We start from the raw sequence: 26,083 nt of genomic DNA, 5'->3' as shown, positions 1-26,083 counted from the left end.
GATACTATTTTATGTAGTTAGATAAAAACAAAGCAAAAACCACAAAAATAATTGATAATCAATACATTATGATTGTTTTTAAACTTCGAAATTCTCGGAATTTCGAGAGATATAGTTTGTTTTCCAGCATATGCTGAAGGTATATTTGATCAGGACAAAAAACAAAAAAATGGACATTCAGAAGCGATCTTGTTACACAAGTTCTTTGAACCTAATTCGAAAAAGACAAAGAACTGATCTTATAAAAAAAGAGGAATATCGTCAATCTTTTAGATCTCCTTCAACTTTTTATTTGGAAGAAGTATTTACTGGATTTGATCGTAATTATCTACAAAAAGCACCGCTGCAAACTATCTCGGTATTAAGTTATTTTGCTACTTCACTGTTCGATAAAAATAGTGTTCATGATGTGTTATGGGATATTGTAGAAAATTGTATAGCCCACTTACATCTTGAGGACTGTGTGATCTATATGCTTGATAAAGACAAAAAGCATCTCATTCAGAAAGCGGCCTATGGCAATAAGAACAATGGTGAAAAAAAGATCGTTAGCCCTATCAAAATTAAAGTTGGAGAAGGTATCGTTGGTCATGTTGCAAAAACCGGAGCATATCAAAAAATAGGAGACTTATCCACTCACTCTTCATATATAGTAGATGATGCCAGAAGGAAGTCAGAATTAGCCGTTCCTATTTATATAGGAGACATGGTAATGGGAGTATTGGATTCTGAACATTCTAAGAAAGACTTTTTTAAAGAAAATCATGTGTTTTTGTTTCGATTAATTGCCAAACTTACAGAGCAAAAACTAAAACAAATCTGCAATAATAGCAGTACCTGCAATATCACCGATGACAATGTGTATTTCAAAGAACTCGAATCATTGATGAGAGAATCCAAAATATATAGGGACCCTAATTTGGGGCTTACCAGTGTGGCGCATCAACTTAAGATTAGCAGTAATTATTTATCCCAAGTGGTCAATAAATTAACAGGAAAAAACTTCGCCGATTATATTAATAGCTTCAGAGTAGAAGATGCCAAATTGAAACTCACCAATATGGATTTTACAAATTATACTATAGTTGGTATTGGTTTAGAGTCTGGTTTCAATTCAAAATCTACTTTTTATAGTGCCTTCAAGAAAATGGTTGGCATCTCTCCTAGTATTTATCGCAAAACGGCCGCCTGAAAGTGTCCAGATTCTTTGAAATTCAAACTTTCTGGATAGTGATTCTTAGCTACCGGGGTACTTTTCGGGAAAACAAACAAGATGAACAAAGTATATTTTGCAATCCTTTTGATATCGTTAGCGATATCAGGATGCTCAGATGACGACGATGAGGTACTACAAATTGAAAATCAAAACCCCGGCGATTTTACGGTTACTGTAACAGAAACAACAAATTCCAGTAGTTTGTTAACCTGGGATCCAGCTATTGACCCAAACGGAGATACGGTTACCTATTCGGTGTTTTTGAATGGAAATGAGATTCAATCACAATTAGAAGCGACACAATTCTTGCTGGACAATCTTACCGAGCAAACCATGTACACGGGAATGATAGTGGCCAGTGATGGAAACAATGGTTCTTCTGAAAGCGAGTTTAATTTTACCACCTTAGGATCATCAAACGAAGTAATGGTTGCCTGGCAAAAATCATTGGGAGGAAGCTTTGATGATGAGGCCTATGCCATTTTGCAAACTGCGGATATGGGATATATTGTGGCTGGAGTAACCGAATCTGAAGATGGGGATGTAACTGAGAACAACGGAGGAAAAGACGGCTGGATCGTGAAATTGGATGCCGAAGGAAATATACAATGGGAAACAAGCTTGGGAGGAACTGCAAACGAAACCATTCATGATATTCAACAAACCGCAGATGGAGGTTACATTGTAGGGGCATTTTCAACCTCAAGCGACGGTGATGTGATTGGAAACAACGGAATGCGTGATTTTTGGATTGTAAAACTGGACGCTTCGGGAAACATCGTTTGGAGAACAGGAGCAGGTGGAGGAGAAGACGATATTTTGGAAGCGATCATAGAAACTTCAGACGGTGCAATCGTGGCCGTAGGATTTACAAGCTCCAATGCATTTGAGGTATTGGGGCAATCTGATGCCTGGATCGTAAAACTAGATGAGAACGGTGAGTTGGTATGGGAAACCAATTTGGGAGATGCGCAACGAGATGTGGCGATGTCAGTAGTAGAAACCGCTGATCTTGGGTATGCTTTTACGGGATCTACAGAGACAGTGGCAGACAAGAGGGATGTGTGGGTCGTAAAACTAGATCAGGATGGTCTTGTTGAATGGGATAGAAAATATGGAGGATCAGAGAATGATACCGCCAATTCTATACAACAAACATCAGACGGAGGGTATATCATTGGAGGCGCATCACAGTCTGAAAATGGAAATGTTTTGGAGAATAAAGGAGGATCTGATGCTTTTATCATAAAAACTGATGAAGTAGGAAATATTGTTTGGACAAAATCATACGGTGGTTCAAGCTCTGATTGGATTACGGATATAAAACAAACCAATAATGGAGGATACATTGCGGTAGGAAGCTCGAGTTCTGATGATTTTGATGTAGAAAACAACAATGGAGCCGCAGATTTCTGGATTTTGCGATTGCAAGTCAATGGAGATATGGTATGGCAGCAAAACCTGGGAGGACAGGGAGACGATTATGCATTTTCCATTCAAGAGACAAGTGATGGAGGTTTTATAACGGCCGGAACGTGGTATACCAATATTATGGGTAATGGAGAAGGTACTACAGGAGATTTTAACTATTGGGTTATTAAGTTAGAATAATATTTTACCCCTATTCCTATAATTTTGCGTAATGATGAGGTTTTTTGTCCGTATGCTTTTCATTACTCGCGGGTCCTCATTTGCTAACCTAAACGAAAGTAATGAGGATCCTTTTTTTATCAAACATATACATCACAAAATATGAACTCTTTATATGTATTAATAACTAGTTTTTTATCAATCACATTCTGCTTTTGGGATTATGATACTATCGAAATGGAAAGACAACAGTTTCCAAGTGTGATAGAATTAATCTCTGGAAACTTTCTACGGCACTCGCCAGAATTTTATGATTGGAGAATACTGGATCGAGAAGAAAAATTAAAAAAACATCCTGATTCCCTTGACCTATACGACGATCTGGCTGTAGCCTATTCCAAAATAGGGGATGACAACAAAGCCATCCGGATCATCCTGAAAAAAGACAGCATTTCGCCCCAAAATTATAAGACCTATGCAAATCTGGGGACATTCTATATTCACAACGGACAATTAGAAAAAGGGATCGAATATATTGATAAAGCAATACAGATCAATCCCAATGCACATTTTGGGAGAGAGATTTATCAGAAATATCTGGCCCAATATGTGGTTAGTAAGAAGGAAGATGGAAAGATTCCTTTACCCTTATCTGCGACATTTAGAAAGTGTTTGCCCTGCCCTCCACGAGGAGAACAGGATAACTTTCATTCCTTTTTATTACAGATCTATCGCAAAAAACATGATGAGCAATCCTCATTGATAAAGAAGTTACCCGATGAAGAAATAAAACGTGCGGTAAAAGGGATCATGGGAATGATGAAGTTTGGAAACTACGACTCTCCTATTCTTCTTGAAGCACTTGGTGATCTGTTAGTCGGTTCTGGTTGGGCAGAAGGAGCTAGGCAATTGGCAGCGAGAGCCTATCTCAAGGCATCATATCATCCTAGCGTTTCTAAAGTAAAATATCTTTATGACAAAAAAGTAGGGTATTTACTCTACCATCAATTTACGGATCGAAAAGGAGAACGGTTTACATTGGAAGATTTGGAGAAATCACTAAAAAATGAGATCGAAAAAGGGACTTCATTTTACCAAAATATTAGAAATGACGAGATACGATGGATACAAAACGGACAAGATCCTGATGTTGAATTTGCCAAAAAATATTATCGAGAGCCTACTCTGGATAAAACCATTCAGAAAACTTCGGTAAAAGGCAATGAGATCGAAAAGACATATAAAGACATCGTTGATTATCGACCAGAAAACACCTCCGATAGAGTGTTTATAGAAATGCCCAATAATTCATCGGGAAGAGCAATAGATACTTTCCAAGTAAAAGAGAAAAAAGTCGTTAATCAAGTATCATCACGTCCAGATGGGGATGATAGAAATACGATCATTTATAAAATATTATTCCCGTGTATCGGGTTATTGTTTGTGCTTTTAGTTTTGCTATACAAAAGAAAAATCAAGCCATAGATACTTTCTTTTTGAAAAGAATACCCATACAAAGTATCCGAATTTTTTGAAATTCAAACTTTTCGGATACCTAAAGCATCCACCCTTATTAGCTTAGTATTAAAATTCTAAAAACCAGGGTTATGGATACTAAATATAAGATACCATTTGTATGTAACGTACTGCTGTTGCTAGTGATAATTAGCGGATGCGAAATTAATGAGGAGCTTACTGTCGATGAGATTAACCAGACTACTTCAGAAAAAATGGTACCTGCGGGAGCAATTAGTTTTTCGGATATAGTAGTGAACGAAGCCACGCCTTATGGAGGTAGAGCGGCACATGCTTCGGTAGTTTTTGATCATAAAATGTGGGTAGTTGCAGGTATTCAAAACCAGCAATATTATAATGATGTATGGTGTAGCAAGAACGGAAAGACATGGGAGCAGATCAGTGAGACATCCAAGTTTACGGAACGTTTCGGTCATGCCATGACGGTAGGTCACAAGAGAATGTGGCTAGTAGGAGGTACACAAGGGACTAACTTTTTTAATGATGTTTGGCATAGTGAAAATGGAAAAGAATGGGTGCAAGCCATAGAAAATGGACCTTTTGCTGCACGTAGATATCACTCCTTTACCAATTTAAACGGTAGAATGTTTTTGATTGGTGGTTTGACCACTGGATCCAATGCTTTGGCAGATGTTTGGGTAACTAGTGATGGTGTAAATTGGAATTTGGCCACTAATTTCGCACCATTTGGAAGAAGATATGGGCATCAAACGGTAGTTTTCAGGAATACTATCTGGGTGATAGGAGGAATTGATCAAAACGGGAATTATCTTAATGATGTGTGGTATTCTGCAAATGGATTTCAATGGAATCTGGCTACGCCAAATGCACAGTTTGATCCAAGAAGGAATCATGCGCTTACTGTCAATGAAAAAGGCATGTGGTTAACTGCTGGGATAGGTCCTAATCATGATTATTTTGACGACATCTGGTTTAGTGAAGATGGAATCGCATGGGAGTTTGTACATGTTAAAAAGAATTTCGAACCTCGTGGCTATCATACCTCTTTATTTTTTGATGATAGACTATGGGTAATTAATGGTTTTAACCTGGAGGGACCCGCAACTTACTTTCAAGATGTTTGGGGATATCAATAAGATAACACATGCGGTTATGAAATGGATAGGGTTTGTAATCTTGGTTTTGATAGGTGTCTCATGCTCCGATGATGATCGGTTGTTGGATCCTAGTCCTCCGGTATTTTCGGTAACCCATGTAGCATTTGATCAGATTACTTCGTTTATAGCTTTTGGAGAAGTACTAACTCCAACTCAACTCAACCCAGCTATCGAGTATTTTTCTGATCAGGCAGATGCCCAGATAAGATCAACTTCAAGTGGAGTTGTAGTGGATATTAGAATGAATACAAATGTAGATGATCTTGAAGTATGGATACGACCTACACCAGATTCCAAGTGGCTTATTATTTATGATCATATTATTGATCCCGAAATTACTATTGGAGATCAGGTAAATGCAGGACAGCATTTAGGAAGTATTGGTGTTGGAGGTAGAACAGAACTTCAAATTAATGACGACCAAAATCTAGCACATTGTCCTTTAGGCTTCGGAACACCTGATTTTGTGCAAGAACATATCGATTTCTCTGAAGAATGGTGTATCGCAGAAACAGTAATACCATAGACCTGACATTAGAAGAAAAATTTAAAACAAAAAACTATGAAATCTATTAAAATGACAATATTGGTCCTAATTTTATGTCAAAGCTTAGTGCAAGCGCAAGAGACGAACTCGATAACCGTAATGGGGGAGGCTGATAAAAATACTGAGATCGAAAGATACATTGCAAATGTAGAGTTTAGAGAGGTTATAGGAGATAGTTACAGAAATATAAAAGGTAAAACGGTAAATGAAATTACTAAAGAATTTGCCGCTGCGTTAAGTAAAGTAAATATTGATTTTAGTCGTTTTGAAGAAGATGAAATATATCGTCTTACTTCCTATGCTTATAATACTTCGAGATTTTATTTTTATAAAACAGCTTCCAAAAACGAAGTAGAACTCATCCTAAGCCAAAGCATAGAGGGGGTGATAAATACAAAAGTGGATATCATATCCAAAGAATTGACCAGTGAACAAATCGGGAAATTGAATAAGGAAGCGATCGATGACGCCAGAAATACGGCCACTCAAATTGCTAATAACATAGGAAGAACGGTTGGGAAGATTATTCAAATTGAAACTCCGCAAAGTAACAAATACAAATATTACAGCACTACAGAGATAAAGGAACCTTCAAAATATTATGTAAAAGTGGTGTTCGCTCTAGAATAAAAACCCAGAAAAATGAAATTACTTCAGTTTAAGTTGTCTTGTCTTGTGATATGCCTTATAGGGGTAATAGATTGTAGTGACCGTAAGAAAGGAGACGCAAAAGAATCTTTTCCTACGGTACAGAAAGAATCGGTTCAACTTCAAAATCAAGACACATTCAAACTGGGATATACCTATTGGTGGCCACAATCGGGGCCTTTTTTGGGATATTGTAGGGAACCTTATAGTTTGGTGTTTTTGGGTACGGTAGTAGCACTTCAGGAAGAGCGGATTGAGGAGCATTATGTGGCACAACAAGGAATGATTAAAGTAGATAGTGTTCTTTTTTCAAAAAAACTTCAGAAGAATAGTTATCAGAATCAAAAGCTGATAAGTACAGATGCCTTTTACCAGGCAAATATTGAAGAAGGTGATCAAATATTGGTGTGTTGTTATGCCTACGAAGGTAATTATGTGCATCCCGGTGGCAAGTCGATATTAAAAATAGAAGGAATACATGATCCCAAAGTAAAATCGCTGATAACATATATACAATCAGGCCAGGACCCGCGGTCCATTAAGGGTGATATCAACCTATGGGAAGAAGCACAATTGGGTTATGATCTCAAGCAAATTATCACCTGTAAAGAAGAGATGGATTCTTATTAGAAACGAATAGTATCCAAAGTGTCCGAATTTTTTGACTATCAACTATTTCGGACGTTTGCGGGGATTGCACTACTTAAGTTTGCTACAAGATTTTTAAATAACATTAAAATTATGAAAGCGATGAAAAATGTAATTAAGTATGCGGCAATAATGGTACTATCTGTATTTATATTCTCATGCGAAGGGGAAGACGGTGCTATTGGCCCACAAGGCGAACCAGGAATACAAGGGGAACAAGGCCCTCAGGGACAACAAGGAGAACAGGGTGAGCAAGGCGAACAAGGCGAAACAGGAACGGCAAATGTGATTTACTCAGAGTGGATTGCAAGAAGTTATGAAAATACAGGAGGGTTGGCAACTGATACCAATGAGCAAATTTTGGCCACCCTTGGCATAGGCGATTTTGATCTTGCTCAAGATGTATTACTGGTATATGGTAGACGAGGAGTGAATGCTCTGGTTTCAGAAGTAAATGCATTGCCTTATATTTTTGTTACGGACAATGAATATTATGGCTTTGAGGTAGCTAATTTTCTCACAGGTTCTACGATTAGAATTCGAGTGACAACCTTAGATGGTAGCGCTAGTACATTTACTTATTTTGATGATTTTAGATATGTCATCATCCCAGGTGGTGTTGCCAGATCTTCTATAGATTATAGTGCAATGTCTTACGAAGAAATTGTAAAGCTTTTTAACATCAAATAATTAGCCTAACCCCTTTGATTTAAGAAATTCCCCGGGATACCATCTCGGGGTTTTTGTTTTACAATAAATATGGAAGAATGACAAAAACAGATAAGCGTCCGGATTTTTTGACTATCAAACATTTCGGACATTGAAAATTGCAGCAGTACATAAGTTTGCTACATGATGTTACAAACTTTAAAAATAGTAAATGCAATGAAAAATGTAATCAAGTACACAGCCATCCTTTTTGTATCGGTATTGATTTTCTCTTGCGAGGGAGAAGATGGAGCTGTAGGGCCACAAGGAGAACCAGGAATACAGGGAGAACAAGGGCCACAGGGTGATCAAGGGGAACAGGGAGAAACAGGAACTGCAAATGTGATTTATTCGGATTGGATTCCAAACGGGTTTGCCACAGGAGGAGGTCTCAATCAAAAGATTTTCACTTTGGCGAGCCAACAAGAAATTACCGATATGGGTATCAACCTCGACACTAGCGTGGTTATGGTATATGCCAGAGGAGAAGGTGTTTTAGCTGCAGTAGGATTAGAAGTAGTGCCTTTGCCTTATGAAAACCGATCAGAGAATCAATTATATACATATAGTTTAAATGATGGTCGAATAAGAGCTTTAGGTGTTGTGATTGGTGGAGGAGATAATGATTTCGATTTTTTTGAAGACTATAGATATGTGATTATTCCTGGAGGACAAGCAGCAGGACAAGCGGGAGCAAAATCGGCAATAGATTATAAGAGTATGTCTTATAAAGAAGTTGCAGCACTTTTTGATATTAAATAAATGAATTGGTTTTAAGATTCCCCACATGCAAAAACAGTAAACTTTGGAGACAAAGTTTACTGTTTGGGGTTATGAAAAACAAAAGAGAAATAAGCGCATTATGATCATCTACGGTAGCAAAGCAGTTTATATATCCTCAAAACAGTCTACAACTTCTATTTGTCCAAGTTGTGGAACTCAAGGGTCATTAAAATTATTCGTGTTCAGAAGGCATGCTCATATATTTTGGATTCCTATGTTTCCGATTGGTAAAAAAGGAATGTCACAGTGTCAACATTGTAAAAATGTTCTGCACATCAAAGAGATGCCAGTATCCGTAAGAAAGGAGTATGATGTTTTAAAAAATAAAGCCAAAGGTCCAATTTGGCAATTTACAGGGTTGGGGATGCTTATAATTATAATAATTTGGGCATTCATCTCTACTCGTAATTTTTAAATCAAGGAACAAATGAAAAGAATAGCATATAGTTTTCTGTTCATTCTACTACAGTTTTCTTGTGGTAGTGATGATGATTCATCAAATGAATTAAGAGTTACCTATGATCAAAGTGTGATCGAAAATACATTCCGCCAAGAAGGGCAGACCAATCCCCCAACAGTAAATTGGATGGGAGAAACAGGTACTTTTTCGGCTACGACGCTAACCTCTCCCGAAGACGATGATCTGGTAGGAAGAGTGATTTTTATAGATAAAACAACTGGAGTTATTTCCTGGGATAATAGAGTTCCACTAGGAGAAAAGGAAATTGTTGTGACAGCAGTAAATACTGTAGAGACAGCGACTACCAGAATTACATTCAGAAACACGTTTAAGAGTGGTTTTTTTATAGGGGGATTCAATACAGATACATCAGATGAGCCTGATTTTTCAGCAATAATTAACGATACCCAATTGGTGTTGTCTGAAGGTGGAATCGCAGAATTACTTGCCACAGACGGATCGGATTTTGAAGGTGTTGGAATCTGGACTGCGGATGGTTCTATAGTAACAGTTAATTTTTCTACCAATGAAACTCCTCCAAAAGAAATTGTGATGGTAGGATATATGTATGCCTCTGATGGAGGATTTAGTGGTCGATGGGGAACCGGATTGAATCAAGACAACACTGTGGAAAACGTGATGGGAATATTTGGCTTTGAGAATGACTGATATGTTTTTGAGTGATCTCTAGTGAATTTGAAGTACCTTAGTGTCAAAAATCATCTGGTTATGACACTAAACATGAGCATCCCGGCACTTTTGTTTCCTGCAATATCCTTAACTATGCTGGCATATAATGCAAGGTATTTGGCCATAGCTGCACTGATAAGACAATTGCATAGTGAGTATTTAAGTACGCAATCCAAAAATACAGTCTTGCAAATTAAGAACTTAAGAAAACGGCTTTGGTTAATTAGAAACATGCAGGCGATAGCTATTATTAGTTTTCTAACAAGTGTAATCACCATGTTTTTGCTGTATGTAGAAAAAAATGAATGGGCCAATGTTGTATTTAGTATGAGTTTACTTTGTTTGATGATTTCACTTTTTTTGTCCTTTGTTGAGGTTCAAATTTCTACCAAAGCCTTGTCAATCCGATTGGATCGAATAGAAGAAAATAAGTAAGAAATCGTTATCTTGTAAGTACTAATTGCTATCAAGAATTTCTTAATGCTTCAAAATGAACTTTTTAACAATGTTATTCAAGACCTTAATGCGGGGTATTGGGAGTTATATGTAGATCCCGATCGTGAAATTTGGTCCGAAAAGTTCTACACAAATATTGGTTTTCAAAGAGCCGAAGTAGAAGAAAATATTGACTATTTCCTTAACCATTTAATTCATAAAGAAGATATCGATCTCTTTCGAGATAACTTTCTCAATTATAGAAAAAATAGTATTGATTTTAAGCAGCATATTAAGATCCTCACCAAAGACGGAAGTTATAAGTTGTTTAGATGCGCTACCAATCAGGAATTACCAGTAAACATCAAATCCGAGGTGCTACTGATTTTCTTCATTGAAATAAAACTGGAACCTGAACAGGATATTTCGAAAGATAATTTCTACTACAAAGAAACGGCCCAGATGACCGCTACAGGGAGTTGGTACGTAGATTTTCATAATAGGAAGAGCTATTGGGATTTTGAAACAAGACGTATACTAGAATACCCCGATGATTATATTCCTTCTTTAAAAGATTCTGCCAGTTATTATACCGAAGATTGTAGACAACAAGCTGCAGATCTATTTTTTAATTGTGCAATGGCTGGAACACCTTTTAATACTGAAATTAAAATGGTCACAGCCAATGGTCGGGTTTTTTGGGTAAAAGCAATAGGAAAACCTGTTTATAATGAGAGTAAAGAAATTATTGGTATTCGAGGGGTTTTTCAGGATATCGATGAGGTAAAGAGTAAAGAATTGAGATTGGAGCGATCTTTGGACATCATTGCTTCACAAAATTCGAGGCTTTTTAATTTTGCCCATATCGTATCTCATAATTTACGATCTCATACCAGTAATTTGTCATTACTCGTTCAATTGATTGAAGATGTAGAAAACCCGGACGAGAAAATAGGATTGATTAATGAAATCAAGGAAATCTCCTCAAGTCTAAATACCACTATAGAACACCTTAATGAGATTGTTGCGATCCATACCAACAAAGATCAGGAGAAGAAAATAGTGAAGTTTCAGGATGCGTTGAACATTGTAACCAATGGTATAGGTCAAATGATCTCTTTAAGCAATACTCAGATTATTACCGACTTTACCAGACTCAACGAGATTGGTTATATACCTGCATACCTCGAGAGCATACTGTTAAATCTAATAACGAATGCGATAAAGTATAAACACCCTGACCGAGACCCTATTATTGCAATAAAAGCATTTGAAGAAGAGGGTTCGAAATATTTAAAAGTGTCAGATAATGGTAGAGGTATTGATATGAAACTTTTCAAAGACAAAATATTCGGGATGTACAAAACCTTTCATTACAATAAGGATGCTGTTGGTATAGGCTTGTTCTTAACCAAAAATCAAATAGAATCGTTAAACGGAAGTATATCTGTAGAAAGCGAAGTAGATAAAGGAACCACTTTTTTGATCGAATTTTAAAACTAACACCCCATTATTATGAGCCAAATAGGATTAGCTTGTATTATAGATGACGACAATATGTACGTCAATCTGGTAAAAAGGATTGTCGAAGCCAAAAAGCTGTGTAAGAATCTTATGATATTTCAAAACGGGATGGAAGCCCTGGAGTATTTTGAAGCATTACTTAACAACCTCGAGAAGAAGTGTATTCCTGAAATTATTTTCCTGGACCTGAATATGCCAATTATGGACGGATGGGAATTTCTGGAGAACTTTACCAAGATAGAAAACAAATTAGGAAAAACCATTACTTTATACATTGTGAGTTCATCCATAAATCCGGTGGATATTGAAAGAGCCAAACAATCGAATACGGTGAAAGATTATTTGATCAAACCCGTAACAATACACGATCTTGAAGCTATTTTTTTGAATCCAGCATCATAAAAAAAGGCCTCATAAAAGAGGCCTGGGTATTTGTTAGAATTATATTTTTTAGATCTGAGATACTCTTAAAGTATTTACCATTCCTTTAGCGGTAATAGGCATAGCTGCCAGATTGATTAGCATATCTCCAGATTGCACAAATCCGCGTTCTTCAGCCATTTTATTGATGTCCTCTACGGTTTCATCTGTACTGACAAACTTATCATAGAAAAAGGCTTTTACTCCCCAAAGTAAACTTAATTGAGATAGAATTCGCTTATTACTGGTAAACACCAAAATATGCGCATCAGGTCTCCAGGCAGAGATCTGGAAAGCAGTATACCCACTATTGGTCAATGTACAGATCGCTTTTGCTTCAATTTCGTTGGCCATCGTGGCAGCATGATAACAAATAGACTTGGTAATAAATCTATTGGTTCTGATATGAGGTGGATTTTGCGGTACAGAAATCAACTCTGATTTTTCTACACTTTTGATTACTTTAGACATAGTTTCTATAACCTGAACAGGATACTTCCCTACAGAGGTTTCACCAGATAACATAACGGCATCCGCACCATCCATTACTGAGTTGGCTACATCGTTCACCTCTGCTCTTGTAGGAGTAAGGCTATCGATCATGGTCTCCATCATTTGCGTGGCAATAATTACAGGTATTCTAGCAGTCTTTGCCTTCAACACCAGTTTTTTCTGGATCAAAGGAACTTCTTGAGCAGGAATCTCTACACCAAGATCTCCTCTGGCTACCATAAGACCATCGCAATAGGCTACGATCTTATCTATATTTTCTACACCTTCTGGTTTCTCTATTTTGGCAACAATTGGGATCTTATGTTCGCTATGCTCCTTTATTAAATCCTGAAGTTCCATCAAGTCCTGCGCATGTCTTACAAAAGATAAAGCAATCCAGTCTACTTCTTGCTGGCAAGCAAAAATGGCATCTTTGATGTCTTTTTCAGTTAGGGCAGGTAAAGAAATATTAGTATTAGGAAGGTTAACTCCTTTTTTAGATTTTAAAGGTCCACCTTGAATAACTTTGGCAGTAACAGTATCCTTACTATTAGAAGAAACTACTTCAAAAATCAGTTTCCCGTCGTCTAATAAGATTCGTTCCCCCTTTTTTACATCCTTTGGAAAATTCTCGTAATTCATAAAAACCTTTTCCGAAGTACCTTCAAAAGGTTTTCCTGTTACAAAATTTATAGTATCTCCTTTATTTACTATAATATCCCCCTTCATAACACCAACCCTCAATTTAGGGCCTTGTAAATCTGCTAATATTGATGGGGTATAGTTATGCGTGTCACTAAGTTCACGGATGATTTTTATTTTTTCTTTTACATCATCATAGTTGGCATGCGAAAAATTGATCCTGAATACATTTACACCAGCATCAAGCATTTTCTTAAGAATTTGCTTTGTGCTAGTCGCAGGACCCAGGGTAGCAACTATTTTGGTTCTTTTACGTTTTGGCATTACTCAAATATTAAGTTGTTTTTTGATTTAAGTTCTTTATGTTCTATTGGATATGCGGTAACAATTTGTGATATACCTAGCATATCTGATAGCATGGGTTTGCTCAAAAATGTAGTCGCCTCTGTTTCTATCTTTAGAAAATAGTCTACATTTTTCAGTTCTGGTATTAAATACTTCGTTACATAGGTTTCTTCAGCGGTCTCAAAAAGTCCTGTATTGGCAGGGTTTTGTGAAACTATATTCGTTCGGAATTGATTTGCAAACAGATGATATGTATTGTATTTAAAATGATCTTCATATTGATAAATAGGAAAACTGGCTACCAGATTGTCATATTCAAAATTGACATCTTCTTTTTTCTGAATAGCTGTAGCCCCAAATGCTTATTTAATAAAAATGCTAAACGATATGAAGCTAATGAACAGTGAATGGCAATCAGTTCATACTCATCGTCGGTAATTGCATCCAATACTAACCGCTGAACAGCCACTTTTATTTACTTTTTTATCAGAATTAACGCGAAATATACAAATAATTTTAAGCAGGAACTTTAATTAAATCTAAAGTTATTATACGAAAACGATTGAGTTAGTATCTTTTACAAAAAAATCTGTTTTTGATTAGGAATCGTTCATAATAAACGACTTAAAAGTATGGTATTGTTATATTTATCTAGGGCTTATCTTACTTTGTAATGCAAAATACGCTCTTTTTGAAGCTTTTTCTTCAGCTTTCTTTTTTGAAGTGGCCCGTGCTTTGGCGACTACTTTTTCATCGATCCACAATTTGACTGCAAAATGCTTCATTTCATCACGACCGGTATCTTCGTAGATTTCGTAGTTGAAGGCATTTTTTTCTTTTTGACACCATTCTATCAGTAAACTTTTATAACTAATCACCTGCCCTTCGAGGCTTTCAATGTCTACATAAGGATCTATAACGGCTTCTTTGATAAATCGTTCACAATACAAGAACCCTCTATCCAGGTAAATGGCACCAATAAGCGCTTCAAAAAGATTTCCGTGGATATTAATTCCGAACTGTGTTTTGGGGATATTGGTTCTTACCAGCTCAATGAGTTTTAGATCTTTACCTAATTCGTTTAAGTGCTTTCTACTTACCACTTTCGCTCTCATTTTGGTAAGATATCCTTCGTTCCCTTCGGGAACTTCTTTAAAAAGATGCGCAGCGATAACGCTACTTAACATTGCATCACCCAAAAATTCCAACCTTTCGTAGTTGATAGCATTCCCCTGTTTATCTTTTAAGTTTAGGGATCTATGGGTGAAAGCCTTTTCGTAAGGCTCAATGTTTTTAGGTTTGAATCCAAGTATCTTTTGAATTCTAACAAAAAAATTCCCGTTCTTTTCAGATCGGGAACTTAATATGTTTCGAATAACATTCATGCTATTATTCGTCTAATTTCTTAAATAACACACATGCATTATGACCTCCGAAGCCAAATGTATTGCTCATTGCATACGTAATGTCACGTTTTTGTGACTTGTTCAAGGTCAAGTTCAAACTTGGATCTATGTTCTCATCTACTGTAGAATGATTAATGGTAGGAGGCACAATACTATTTTTCATAGCAAGTATAGAAGCAATGGCTTCTATAGCACCTGCAGCACCCAGTAGGTGACCTGTCATAGATTTTGTTGAGTTGATATTGATGTTTGATGCATGTTCTCCAAATACCTTAGTAATTGCTTTTAACTCTGCTACATCTCCTAATGGAGTTGATGTACCATGTGTATTTATAGCATCTACTTCTTCTGGAGAGACACCAGCATCTCTCAAACAATTTAGCATTACACGCTCTACTCCAATTCCATCAGGATGAGGAGCGGTCATGTGATAAGCATCACTAGACATACCACCTCCTACGATTTCGGCATAGATTTTTGCACCTCGTGCTTTGGCGTGTTCGTATTCTTCAAGAATTAAAGCTCCAGCTCCTTCGCCAAGAACAAAACCATCTCTGGTAGCGTCGAATGGCCTTGAAGCAGTTTCAGGACTTTCGTTTCTTGTTGATAACGCATGCATTGCATTAAAACCACCCATACCAGCAATGGTAACTGCAGCTTCACTTCCTCCAGTAACAATAATATCACAATGTCCTAAACGAATATAGTTTAAGGCATCGATCATTGCGTTTGCGGACGAAGCACAGGCAGAAACTGTGGTATAGTTAGGTCCCATAAAACCATTTCGAATAGAAATATGACCAGGAGCAATGTCGGCGATCATTTTAGGAATAAAGAAAGGATTAAAACGGGGAGTCCCGTTTCCATTGGCATAGCCAATTACTTCTTCCTGAAAAGTCTCTAAACCTCCAATTCCGGCACCCCAAATTACACCAACTCTAAATTTGTCAACCTTTTCCAGATCAATAGCAGCATCTTTGATAGCTTCTTCAGAAGAAACTATAGCATACTGCGCAAATTTATCCAGTTTGCGAACTTGTTTTCTGTCAAAAAAATCTGTGGGATTGTAGTCCTTGACTTCGCAAGCAAATTTAGTCTTGAAATTTTCGGTGTCGAAATAAGTAATAGGGGCGCAACCGCTTTTCCCGTTTACTAACCCCTCCCAATATGATTCAATATTGTTACCGATTGGTGTCAATGCACCAAGTCCAGTGACTACAACTCGCTTAAGACTCATACTCTGTTGTGAAGTTATTACTTTGCGTCTTCGATATAAGATATTGCTTGTCCAACGGTAGCAATATTTTCTGCTTGATCATCTGGAATTTGAATATCGAATTCTTTTTCGAATTCCATAATCAATTCTACAGTGTCTAGCGAATCTGCGCCTAGGTCGTTTGTGAAGCTAGCTTCATTAACTACCTCATTTTCGTCTACACCTAATTTGTCAACGATTATCGCTTTTACTCTTGATGCAATGTCTGACATAATGTTTAATTTTAATTTTTAATTTAGGAGGCAAAAATAAAAAACTTTATTTTAAAACCCCATAATCCCGTAAAAATGTATTTGCCTTTTTATCAAATATAGGGAAACTATTAGGTTTTGCCGCCTATTATGTGAATAATAATTGTTTTTTTTGTGCTTTATTAATCAACAACTTTAGGACTTATGAAGCGTATTATAATTTTTGCTTCGGGCTCTGGTACCAATGCCGAAAACATCATCAAATATTTTCAAAAGCTAAAAACTGCCGAGGTCACACATGTGTTCTCTAACAACCAGCGTGCCAAAGTTTTACGCCGAGCTCATGACCTAAAAGTAAAGGCTTTGCACTTTGATAGAGCCTCATTTTATGACACCAACGAAGTACTCAATATTTTAAAAGATGCGCAACCAGATCTCATCGTACTGGCTGGATTTCTATGGATTTTCCCAAAGAAGATTATCGACGTATTTCCGGATCAGGTGATCAATATTCATCCAGCGTTGCTTCCAAAATATGGAGGAAAAGGAATGTATGGTCACCATGTGCATGAAGCCGTGGTAAGAAATCAAGAAAAAGAAAGCGGAATTACCATTCATTATGTAAACGAGCACTACGATGAAGGCGCCATTATCTTTCAGGCCAAAACGGTGATCAAAGAAGAGGACACTCCAGAAGATGTGGCCAATGCCATTCATCAATTAGAATATAAACATTTCCCTGTCGTTATAGAAAAAGTGTTAGGTCTGAAAGAAGAATAACTGTTTTTTCAGAACAAATAGTAGGATCATATTATATAGTACAAATCAATTTTTTGGATACAAATGGCTAAAAAAGAAAAGTTTTATGTGGTTTGGGAAGGTCATCGCCCTGGGATTTATACCAAATGGGATGATTGTAAAGCCGCTGTAAAAGGATATGCCAATGCAAAATATAAATCTTTTGAGTCATTCGATATTGCAAAAAAGGCATACAATGGGGACTATGAAGATTATAAGGGTAAAAGCAAACCTAAAAAAACCTTATCTCCGCAGGAGCTTGCAAAAATAGGAGAACCCAATCTATATTCTATCGCGGTAGACGCCGCCTCAAGTGGTAATCCAGGAAAAATGGAGTATCGAGGAGTGGATACGCAAACCGAAAAACAACTTTTTCATCAAGGACCTTTTCGACAAGGCACCAATAATATAGGTGAGTTTCTAGCTCTTGTTCACGGACTGGCCTATCTAAAAAAGAAAAATAGCGACCGTATCATTTATTCAGACTCTAAAATTGCCATCGGTTGGGTTAAACAAAAAACGTGTAAAACCAAATTGAAACGAACACCTAAAAATGCAGAAATGTTTGATTTGGTGGATCGCGCTATCCAATGGCTTAAAGAAAATAGTTACACCACCAAAATTGTAAAATGGGAAACCAAAGCATGGGGTGAAATTCCCGCTGATTTTGGAAGAAAGTAATTAATAACCAAAGATTTAACGCATTTTAACAGATTAAATTCGTAATTCACAGTAGTATTCTGCTACTAAATGGCTGTATCATATTCTGAAAAACCAAATCAAAAGCCATTTAGGATGAAAAAAATATACTACCTCCTTCTGTTTTTATTACCTTTTCTGACCTATGCTCAAGACTCGTGGAAACTCGCCAAGAAAGACAAAAACATTCAAATCTGGACAAGAAATTTTGAAAACAGTAAATACAAAGAGTTCAAGGCGGTTACAAAAATAAAGGTGTCAATTGATGCGGTGGTAAAGGAGTTATTAGATGCACCTATGTATACTGCAAATTGTGAAGAAGGAGTAAGTCATCTCGTAAAAGTTAATCAGAATAACGAACATATTTTTTATGCGAGAAATGAGTTTCCCTGGCCAATCAAAGACAGAGATGTAGTATCAAAAATACGTGTGGAGCGAATCGCGCCCAACAAAGTTAAACTTTCTATTAATGCTGCGCCCAACGAAATACCTACCCTTAAAAGTACGCTTAGAATACAGGATTTAATTGGCTTTTGGCTTTTGGAAGAGGATCAAAATGGGGTAAAAGTAACGCAACAACTGTATATCGACCCAGAAGGGACATTGCCTCCATTCATCACAAACTCGCTACTGGTAACCGGGCCATTCAGAACCTTTATGGAACTTAGAGACAAGCTTCAAAATATGGATTCTTAACGCAGAACCAAGAAGACTCCTTTTTTAGGTATCCCTTGAAAAGGAAAGTGTATATTTGCAAAAAAATTATAAGCTATTTATGAGCAAATTGTTAATTGTAGGTTCTGTTGCTTTTGATGCTATAGAAACCCCATTCGGAAAAACTGATAAAATTTTAGGAGGAGCAGCACCATATATTGCGTTGTCAGCCTCTAATTTTAATATCCCTTCTGCAATTGTTTCTGTTGTTGGAGAGGATTTTCCTCAGGATTACTTCAAAACATTAGAAGAGAGAAATATTGATACTTCAGCGATAGAAATTGTAAAAGGAGGGAAAACTTTTTTCTGGAGCGGGAAATATCACAACGATCTAAACTCTAGAGATACCTTAGAAACACAACTTAATGTACTTGCAGATTTCCAACCTGTAGTTCCTGATAATTATAAGGATGCAGAGATTGTAGTGCTTGGAAATTTGAATCCATCTGTACAGCTTAGTGTTCTGGAGCAATTTTCGGTAAAACCAAAGTTAGCTATTCTGGACACCATGAACTTCTGGATGGAAGATGCTTTTATTGAAGGTTTACGTGAAGTTATATCCAGAGTAGATGTCATTACCATAAACGATGAAGAAGCTCGACAATTAAGTGGAGAGTATTCTTTGGTAAAAGCAGCAAGAGTGATTGAAAAAATGGGACCTGCCTATGTGGTGATCAAAAAAGGTGAGCATGGAGCATTGTTGTTTCATAAAGACCAAATTTTCTTTGCGCCAGCACTTCCGTTAGAAGAAGTTTTTGATCCAACGGGAGCGGGAGATACTTTTGCAGGAGGTTTTGCAGGGTATTTGACTAAAACTGGAGATATTTCTTTTGAGAACATGAAGAATGCGATCATTCATGCTTCGAACTTGGCCTCGTTTTGTGTCGAGAAATTTGGTACAGAACGTATGGAAAATTTGAATAGAGAAGAAGTTCAGCAAAGATTGCAGCAATTTAAAGAATTAACACAATTTGAAATAGAATTGTCTTAAATACAAAGCCCCAAATTATAAGGATTTAGTCCTAAGTAATTATGGTTTACTCAACACAACAACTTAGAATTTTTGGAATACAATGAGTGATGCATTAAAACACGAATGCGGGATAGCATTTATCCGATTACTAAAACCATTAGAATATTACAAAGAAAAGTATGGTAGTGCTTTTTATGGCGTTAACAAAATGTACTTAATGATGGAGAAGCAGCATAACCGAGGCCAGGATGGTGCCGGTTTTGCCAGTGTCAAACTAGACACTCCTCCAGGAGAAAGATACATTAGCCGTGTTCGCTCCAGTAAACCACAACCCATTCAGGATATTTTTTCGCAAATAAACGAAAGGATTAACCGAGAGCTAGAAGAACATCCAGAATATACTGATGATGTTCAATTGCAAAAAAAGAACGTCCCTTATATAGGAGAAGTTTTGTTGGGACATGTGCGCTACGGAACTTTTGGTAAAAATAGTGTAGAGAGTGTTCACCCTTTCTTACGCCAAAACAATTGGATGCATCGCAATCTTATTGTTGCTGGTAATTTTAATATGACCAATAATGATGTTCTTTTCAAAAACCTGGTTCGTTTAGGGCAGCATCCAAAGGATAAGGTGGATACAATTACCGTAATGGAAAAGATTGGTCATTTTTTAGATTCAGAGGTGGCCAAGTTATATAAGAAATTGAAGAAGGAAGGATTTAATAAAATTGATGCGTCTCCTCAAATTGTAGAGCGACTCAATATTGCAAAGATTCTTAAGAAATCTTCGAGAGACTGGGATGGAGGATACGCTATGGCTGGAATGCTTGGCCATGGAGATGCTTTTGTGCTTAGAGATCCTGCAGGAATTAGGCCAGCGTACTATTATAAGGATGAAGAAGTTGTAGTGGTAGCTTCAGAAAGACCAGTAATCCAAACCGTATTTAATGTTCCTTTTGACCAGGTGGTAGAATTGGATCCTGGAAATGCAATTATCGTTAAGAAAAACGGAGATACTTCGGTAAAGGAAATCATCGAACCTTTGGAACGTAAAGCATGCTCATTCGAAAGGATTTATTTTTCAAGAGGAAGTGATGCTGAGATCTATGAAGAGCGAAAGAAACTCGGAAAATTGATCATGCCACAGGTTTTGGAAGAAATTGATCACGATACGGTAAACACCGTTTTTTCATTTATTCCGAATACTGCAGAAACTTCATTTTACGGAATGGTCGAGGCGGCTCAGGATGAGTTGAACAAACAAAAAAATGAAACCATTCTTGCCGAAAAAGAAACACTAACCGATGATCGTTTGGCCGAAATTCTGTCGCACCGTCTACGAACGGAGAAAATCGCGATCAAGGATGCCAAGCTTCGCACCTTTATTACAGAAGATAGTAGTAGAGATGATCTGGTTGCTCACGTATACGACGTAACCTATGGAGTGGTAAAGTCTGATGATAATCTGGTAATTATTGATGACAGTATCGTAAGAGGGACTACGCTGAAGAAGAGCATCATTAAAATGATGGATAGATTAGGACCAAAGAAAATATTGATTGTTTCTTCGGCGCCACAAATTCGTTATCCAGATTGTTACGGAATTGATATGGCCAGATTGGAAGGGTTAATTGCTTTCCAGGCATCATTAGAACTTTTGAAGGAGAACGGGAACTACGATCTCGTAGAAAAAGTATACGATAAGTGTAAAGCTCAGGAGCATCTTGAAGATGCCGAGGTTCAAAATTTCGTAAAAGAGATCTATGCCGGATTTACAGATCAGGAAATTAGCGACAAAATAGCAGAATTATTAAGTGATGTTACGGTAAATGCCGAAGTAAAAATTATATATCAGACCGTAGATAATCTACATGTAGCTTGCCCTAAGAACCTTGGAGACTGGTATTTTACCGGAGATTACCCCACAGCAGGAGGAAACAGGGTGGTAAACAAAGCGTTCATAAACTTTTATGAAGGCAAAAACGAAAGGGCATATTAAAATTTGAAAAAAGATCGTTGTTAAAAATGGTTAAATTGTGTAGTTCAACAAGTATTTTGACCTTTCATCTAAAACATTTTTTCACAATGAATTTCCGTCTTATATTAGCAGAGCCATAGCATAAGTAGGTTAAGTTCATGGTAGATTTGGGGCAAAAAAAGGTGGATCTTCCACCTTTTTTTATTTTTAGGAAAATTCACAAAAATAAAACATAAAAAAACCACGTATTGCACGTGGTTTTCTTTTTTTAAATAATATGTTACTATTTGCCTTGAGCGTATCTGCTTGATACTTCGTTCCAGTCGATAACATTAAAAAACGCAGAAACGTAATCTGGACGACGATTTTGATAATTTAAGTAGTAAGCATGCTCCCAAACATCAAGTGCCAAAATAGGGGTACCTCCACAACCAACACCTGGCATCAATGGATTATCTTGATTAGGTGTAGAGCAAACTTCTACTTTACCACCTTCCTGAACACATAACCATGCCCATCCAGAACCAAATCGAGTACCTGCAGCCTTAGAAAAAGCATCTTTAAACGCTTCAAAAGAACCAAAGGCATCGTTGATTGCATCTGCCAAATCACCAGACGGCTTTCCTCCTCCGTTTGGAGACATGATTTCCCAGAATAAGTTATGATTGTAATAACCACCACCATTGTTTCTAACAGCAGTGTTAGACATATCTAAATTGATTAAGATATTATCAATGGTTTTACCTTCTAGGTCAGACCCTTCGATAGCAGCGTTTAATTTACTGGTATATCCTGCATGGTGTTTGTCATGATGGATTTCCATGGTGCGTGCATCTATATGGGGTTCTAACGCATCAAAGGCGTAGTTTAATTTTGGTAATTCGAATGACATATGTTATTATTTTGATTAATAAAATGTGAAAATGACACCAAATTTAACAATTAGCACGATGAATAAAAATTAATATTTGTTATAAAATAATTAAAAGCATAACTAGGTTTCCTCTGCAAAACTTTTGATATTTGACTTGATCAGCACAAGAAGTTTTACCGTATTCATATTTTAACAAAAAACAATTGAATTTTCATACTGCTTTTACCGTCTATAATGCAGCCGCAGGCGCAGGAAAAACCTATACTCTGGTAAAAGCGTATTTAATTACGCTTTTAAAAGGGGAATTTAAAGATGGCTACAAGAATATTTTGGCAATTACTTTTACCAATAAGGCCGTAGCCGAAATGAAAATAAGAGTTCTTGAAAATCTAATTGCCATTAGCCAGCCGGTTACACCAGCCAAATATCAAGATTTAGTCAATGATCTTGTCATTGAAACTGGTATCGATCAAGAAAAGCTAAAGAAAAAGGCAGATCGTATCTTAAAAAGTATTCTTCATAATTATGCAGCTTTTGATATTGTAACTATAGATACGTTTACACATCGCGTAATTAGAACCTTTGCTTATGATTTGGGTATCCCACTCAATTTTGAGATCGAAATGGATACAGAAATGTTAATTGACGAGGCAGTAGATGCATTGATTTCGAAGATTGGGGTAGATCAAGAGTTAACGAAGCTCATTATCGACTTTGCAATGGGCAAGCTAGATGAGGACAAAAGTTGGGATGTTAGCATAGAATTACGAAAAGTAGCAAAGTTGTTATTTAGTGAAAATGATAGAAAGCATATTTCGGCCTTTGCTCATAAAAAGACGAAGGATTTTGAGGTTTTAAAACAAGAACTGATACAAAGAATTGACCAAATCGAGAATGATGTAAGTTCAAAAGCTCTTGGGATTCTAAATACGATAGGTCATTCAGGTATAGCGTTTGAAGACTTTACCAGAAAATCTGTACCTACTCATTTTCAGAAGATAGCTAACAAAGAAAAACCTATTGACTTTAAGGCAACCTGGAAACAGGATATCTACAATGCTTCTTTTTATGGTGCCAAACTAGAAAGCAGCAAAAAAGAAAGTATCGATGCTATTCGGCCAGAAATAGAAGCTGTTTTTGTCGAAACCAAAAAGCAGTTACAGCAGATCCATTTATTTCAGAATGTAATCAAGAATTTAACTCCGTTATCGGTGCTCAATGCAATTCATAAAGAGTTGATGGATATTAAGAAGGAACGAAAGATTTTACTGATTTCAGAATTTAATACCATTATTAGTACTACTATTCAGGATCAGCCAGCACCTTTTATTTATGAACGTTTGGGAGAGCGGTATCGTGATTATTTTATAGATGAGTTTCAGGATACTTCAGAATTACAATGGAATAATCTAATACCTCTGGTAGATAATGCGGTGTCTGCAGAAACGCTGTCAGGTAAAAAAGGCCAGATTACTATCGTTGGCGATGCGAAACAAGCTATTTACCGTTGGCGAGGAGGAAAGGCAGAACAATTTATTAATTTATCAGCCGATCATAATCCTTTTTCGGTAAAGGAAAAAGAAGTACTCAACCTGCCTAAGAATTATCGTAGTCATGAAGAAGTGATACGTTTTAACAATAACTTTTTTACCGAATTGGCAAAGGATTTCAGTAATCCAAAACACCAAAAATTATATGAGCTAGGAAACAAGCAGGAAGTGAATACCAAAAAAGGAGGATATGTAAACATTTCATTTATTGAAGCAACTAATATCGCTGAAGAAAATGAAATTTATCCTCAAAAGGTCTATGAGCAGATCACCGAGTTACTGGAAAAAGGATACAGGGCCAACGAGATATGTATTATCGTAAGAAAGCAGAAAGAAGGAACTGCTATTGCAGATTTTCTAACAGAGAAAGGAGTTGCTATTATATCTTCAGAAACCTTACTCATTAATAATGCTCCAGAAGTGTCTTTTATTATTGATATGATGACATGGCACATGCAACCCGATAATCTTTTGGCCAAGATTAACGTACTCCATTTTATTTCGGAACATTTGCAGATTAAGGAAAAGCATGGCTTCTTGCAGAAAATGATATTCCTGAAAACGAGAGATTTTACGACAGCATTACAAGCAATAGGAATTGATTTTAACGCCAACCTTTTAGCTCTAAAACCTTTGTATGAAGCTGTAGAGTATATAATTAGTTCTTTCAAGTTAAGTACTGTTGCGCCAGCCTACCTTCAATTTTTTCTAGATGTAGTGTTTTCCTATACCCAAAAGGATGTTGGTGATATGATGGGATTCCTTTCGTATTGGAATGAAAGAAAAGACAAGTTAAGCATTGTGGCTCCAGAAGCAGAAGATGCCATAAAGATTATGACCATTCACAAAGCTAAGGGTTTGGAGTTTCCTTGTGTTATTTATCCTTATGCCAATGTAGATATCTATAGAGAGATAGAACCCAAGACTTGGTTTCCTGTTAACCCTGATCACTATTTAGGTTTTGATGAGGTTTTTATTGATTATTCCAAAAGCATTGGAGACTATGCCGAAGAAGCTGAAGAAATGGTTGCTAAACGAAGAGCGCAACTAGAGCTGGATGCTTTTAACCTATTGTATGTAGTACTCACACGTGCGAAAGAGCAACTTTATATTATTTCAAAATTAGAAATCACTCAAAAAGGAGAAAGTAATCCCAACAAATTTTCGGGGAAACTGATCTCATATTTAAATAGCATAGGAACTTGGAATAAGGAACAATTGGAGTACGAATTTGGGATGCCAGAACGACCTTTGTCAACAGCACAGGAAACATCAGGCAAAGTCAAGGTGGTTAAATTGACCCGATTTGGAGATACAGGAAAAAACTATAAGGTACATATCGTAACCCACGCCAGCAAATTATGGAATACCATCCAGGAAACTGCAATAGAGAAAGGGAATTTAATCCATGATCTTATGGCTTCGGTATACGTACAGGATGACGTAAAAAGAGTGGTGCAAGAAGCCTTTATCAAGGGGGAAATCAATACTTCAGAAAAAGAAATATTATCAGTAGAGTTAGAAAATGTGGTTCGTCATCCAGAACTAGCTTCATATTTTTCAGAAGGGAATATCATATACAATGAAAGGGACATTATATATAAAGGACGATTATTTAGGCCGGATCGGGTAGTTATAGATTCTAATAGAAATGCCACGGTTATGGATTATAAAACAGGAAGTTATGATGTTTCTCATGCCAAACAAGTCGATGAATATGCCGGAATTATGCAAAAAATGGGATATAGTATTGAAAAGAAAATTCTAATATACTTTGATAAAAAAATCACTTTAAAATATATATAAATAAGGACACTATTTT

General features: G+C 36.7%; 25 protein-coding genes and 1 pseudogene. 20 read left to right on the top strand and 6 right to left on the bottom strand.

Annotated elements, in window-relative coordinates:
- Positions 1 to 169: 169 nt before the first annotated feature.
- The 14 genes from AC0L3Q_RS25000 to AC0L3Q_RS24935 all read left to right on the top strand — a co-directional run bounded on the left by AC0L3Q_RS25000 (position 170) and on the right by AC0L3Q_RS24935 (position 12,305).
- On the top strand, positions 170 to 1,192 hold the full coding sequence (locus AC0L3Q_RS25000) for a helix-turn-helix domain-containing protein (RefSeq protein ID WP_473283988.1): 1,023 nt from the start codon (positions 170 to 172) through the stop codon (positions 1,190 to 1,192).
- A gap of 81 nt (positions 1,193 to 1,273) precedes the next feature.
- Entirely contained in the window at positions 1,274 to 2,827 is a 1,554-nt protein-coding gene (locus tag AC0L3Q_RS24995) for a fibronectin type III domain-containing protein (RefSeq protein WP_473283986.1), read from the top strand.
- 141 nt (positions 2,828 to 2,968) lie between these two features.
- On the top strand, positions 2,969 to 4,291 hold the full coding sequence (locus tag AC0L3Q_RS24990; RefSeq protein ID WP_473283984.1) for a tetratricopeptide repeat protein: 1,323 nt from the start codon (positions 2,969 to 2,971) through the stop codon (positions 4,289 to 4,291).
- A 122-nt stretch (positions 4,292 to 4,413) separates the two neighbouring features.
- Positions 4,414 to 5,439, top strand: coding sequence for a Kelch repeat-containing protein (locus AC0L3Q_RS24985; RefSeq protein WP_473283982.1), 1,026 nt, complete (start codon positions 4,414 to 4,416; stop codon positions 5,437 to 5,439).
- 16 nt (positions 5,440 to 5,455) lie between these two features.
- Positions 5,456 to 5,986, top strand: a complete 531-nt coding sequence (locus AC0L3Q_RS24980; RefSeq protein ID WP_473283980.1) for a hypothetical protein — start codon at positions 5,456 to 5,458, stop codon at positions 5,984 to 5,986.
- A 36-nt stretch (positions 5,987 to 6,022) separates the two neighbouring features.
- Positions 6,023 to 6,637, top strand: coding sequence for an SIMPL domain-containing protein (locus AC0L3Q_RS24975; protein WP_473283978.1), 615 nt, complete (start codon positions 6,023 to 6,025; stop codon positions 6,635 to 6,637).
- Positions 6,638 to 6,649: 12 nt separating this feature from the next.
- On the top strand, positions 6,650 to 7,285 hold the full coding sequence (locus AC0L3Q_RS24970) for a hypothetical protein (RefSeq protein WP_473283976.1): 636 nt from the start codon (positions 6,650 to 6,652) through the stop codon (positions 7,283 to 7,285).
- Positions 7,286 to 7,405: 120 nt separating this feature from the next.
- Complete coding sequence (locus AC0L3Q_RS24965) at positions 7,406 to 7,993, top strand: hypothetical protein (RefSeq protein WP_473283975.1); 588 nt, start codon at positions 7,406 to 7,408, stop codon at positions 7,991 to 7,993.
- A 195-nt stretch (positions 7,994 to 8,188) separates the two neighbouring features.
- The gene (locus AC0L3Q_RS24960) at positions 8,189 to 8,773 is read left to right on the top strand and encodes a hypothetical protein (protein ID WP_473283973.1); all 585 of its coding nucleotides are present in this window, start codon (positions 8,189 to 8,191) and stop codon (positions 8,771 to 8,773) included.
- Between the two features lie 43 nt (positions 8,774 to 8,816).
- Positions 8,817 to 9,209 (top strand): zinc ribbon domain-containing protein, encoded by a 393-nt coding sequence (locus AC0L3Q_RS24955; protein WP_473283971.1) that lies wholly within the window; start codon positions 8,817 to 8,819, stop codon positions 9,207 to 9,209.
- Positions 9,210 to 9,221: 12 nt separating this feature from the next.
- Positions 9,222 to 9,923: a hypothetical protein gene (locus AC0L3Q_RS24950; protein WP_473283969.1), complete on the top strand. Its 702-nt coding sequence runs from the start codon at positions 9,222 to 9,224 to the stop codon at positions 9,921 to 9,923.
- 60 nt (positions 9,924 to 9,983) lie between these two features.
- Positions 9,984 to 10,379 carry a DUF2721 domain-containing protein gene (locus tag AC0L3Q_RS24945; RefSeq protein ID WP_073316099.1) on the top strand — a complete coding sequence of 132 codons (396 nt, stop codon included), beginning with the start codon at positions 9,984 to 9,986 and terminating at the stop codon, positions 10,377 to 10,379.
- Positions 10,380 to 10,424: 45 nt separating this feature from the next.
- Entirely contained in the window at positions 10,425 to 11,876 is a 1,452-nt protein-coding gene (locus AC0L3Q_RS24940; protein ID WP_473283967.1) for a sensor histidine kinase, read from the top strand.
- An 18-nt stretch (positions 11,877 to 11,894) separates the two neighbouring features.
- The gene (locus AC0L3Q_RS24935; protein WP_473283965.1) at positions 11,895 to 12,305 is read left to right on the top strand and encodes a response regulator; all 411 of its coding nucleotides are present in this window, start codon (positions 11,895 to 11,897) and stop codon (positions 12,303 to 12,305) included.
- A gap of 48 nt (positions 12,306 to 12,353) precedes the next feature.
- On the opposite strand, the gene pyk is transcribed toward AC0L3Q_RS24935, so the two are convergent.
- The 5 genes and pseudogenes from pyk to AC0L3Q_RS24910 all read right to left on the bottom strand — a co-directional run bounded on the left by pyk (position 12,354) and on the right by AC0L3Q_RS24910 (position 16,696).
- Complete coding sequence (gene pyk / locus AC0L3Q_RS24930) at positions 12,354 to 13,781, bottom strand: pyruvate kinase (protein ID WP_473283963.1); 1,428 nt, start codon at positions 13,779 to 13,781, stop codon at positions 12,354 to 12,356.
- Positions 13,781 to 14,271: pseudogene (locus tag AC0L3Q_RS24925) on the bottom strand (IPExxxVDY family protein). Before AC0L3Q_RS24925 ends, pyk begins: the two are co-directional and overlap by 1 nt.
- 178 nt (positions 14,272 to 14,449) lie before the next feature.
- Positions 14,450 to 15,187, bottom strand: a complete 738-nt coding sequence (gene rnc / locus AC0L3Q_RS24920) for a ribonuclease III (RefSeq protein ID WP_073316104.1) — start codon at positions 15,185 to 15,187, stop codon at positions 14,450 to 14,452.
- Between the two features lie 4 nt (positions 15,188 to 15,191).
- Positions 15,192 to 16,445 (bottom strand): beta-ketoacyl-ACP synthase II, encoded by a 1,254-nt coding sequence (gene fabF, locus AC0L3Q_RS24915; RefSeq protein WP_073316105.1) that lies wholly within the window; start codon positions 16,443 to 16,445, stop codon positions 15,192 to 15,194.
- A gap of 17 nt (positions 16,446 to 16,462) precedes the next feature.
- Entirely contained in the window at positions 16,463 to 16,696 is a 234-nt protein-coding gene (locus AC0L3Q_RS24910; protein WP_024768509.1) for an acyl carrier protein, read from the bottom strand.
- A gap of 183 nt (positions 16,697 to 16,879) precedes the next feature.
- On the opposite strand from AC0L3Q_RS24910, the gene purN reads away from it, so the two are divergent.
- From purN to AC0L3Q_RS24885, 5 genes are all read left to right on the top strand, one after another.
- Positions 16,880 to 17,455: a phosphoribosylglycinamide formyltransferase gene (purN, locus tag AC0L3Q_RS24905; protein ID WP_473283960.1), complete on the top strand. Its 576-nt coding sequence runs from the start codon at positions 16,880 to 16,882 to the stop codon at positions 17,453 to 17,455.
- A gap of 63 nt (positions 17,456 to 17,518) precedes the next feature.
- Positions 17,519 to 18,154, top strand: coding sequence for a ribonuclease H1 domain-containing protein (locus AC0L3Q_RS24900; RefSeq protein ID WP_473283958.1), 636 nt, complete (start codon positions 17,519 to 17,521; stop codon positions 18,152 to 18,154).
- A 114-nt stretch (positions 18,155 to 18,268) separates the two neighbouring features.
- Complete coding sequence (locus AC0L3Q_RS24895; RefSeq protein WP_473283956.1) at positions 18,269 to 18,868, top strand: START domain-containing protein; 600 nt, start codon at positions 18,269 to 18,271, stop codon at positions 18,866 to 18,868.
- Between the two features lie 79 nt (positions 18,869 to 18,947).
- Positions 18,948 to 19,877: a PfkB family carbohydrate kinase gene (locus AC0L3Q_RS24890; protein WP_473283954.1), complete on the top strand. Its 930-nt coding sequence runs from the start codon at positions 18,948 to 18,950 to the stop codon at positions 19,875 to 19,877.
- 82 nt (positions 19,878 to 19,959) lie between these two features.
- Positions 19,960 to 21,858, top strand: coding sequence for an amidophosphoribosyltransferase (locus AC0L3Q_RS24885; RefSeq protein WP_473283952.1), 1,899 nt, complete (start codon positions 19,960 to 19,962; stop codon positions 21,856 to 21,858).
- A 262-nt stretch (positions 21,859 to 22,120) separates the two neighbouring features.
- Here AC0L3Q_RS24885 and AC0L3Q_RS24880 read toward each other — a convergent pair whose 3' ends face one another.
- Positions 22,121 to 22,729 carry a superoxide dismutase gene (locus AC0L3Q_RS24880; protein ID WP_473283950.1) on the bottom strand — a complete coding sequence of 203 codons (609 nt, stop codon included), beginning with the start codon at positions 22,727 to 22,729 and terminating at the stop codon, positions 22,121 to 22,123.
- Between the two features lie 185 nt (positions 22,730 to 22,914).
- On the opposite strand from AC0L3Q_RS24880, the gene AC0L3Q_RS24875 reads away from it, so the two are divergent.
- Positions 22,915 to 26,067 (top strand): UvrD-helicase domain-containing protein, encoded by a 3,153-nt coding sequence (locus AC0L3Q_RS24875; protein WP_473283948.1) that lies wholly within the window; start codon positions 22,915 to 22,917, stop codon positions 26,065 to 26,067.
- The last annotated feature ends 16 nt before the right edge of the window (positions 26,068 to 26,083 follow it).

It is taken from the genome of Aquimarina sp. KJ22-3 (genome assembly GCF_055808215.1).
Note: the sequence above shows the minus strand (reverse complement) of the source record. Positions and strands in the feature narration are given on the sequence as shown.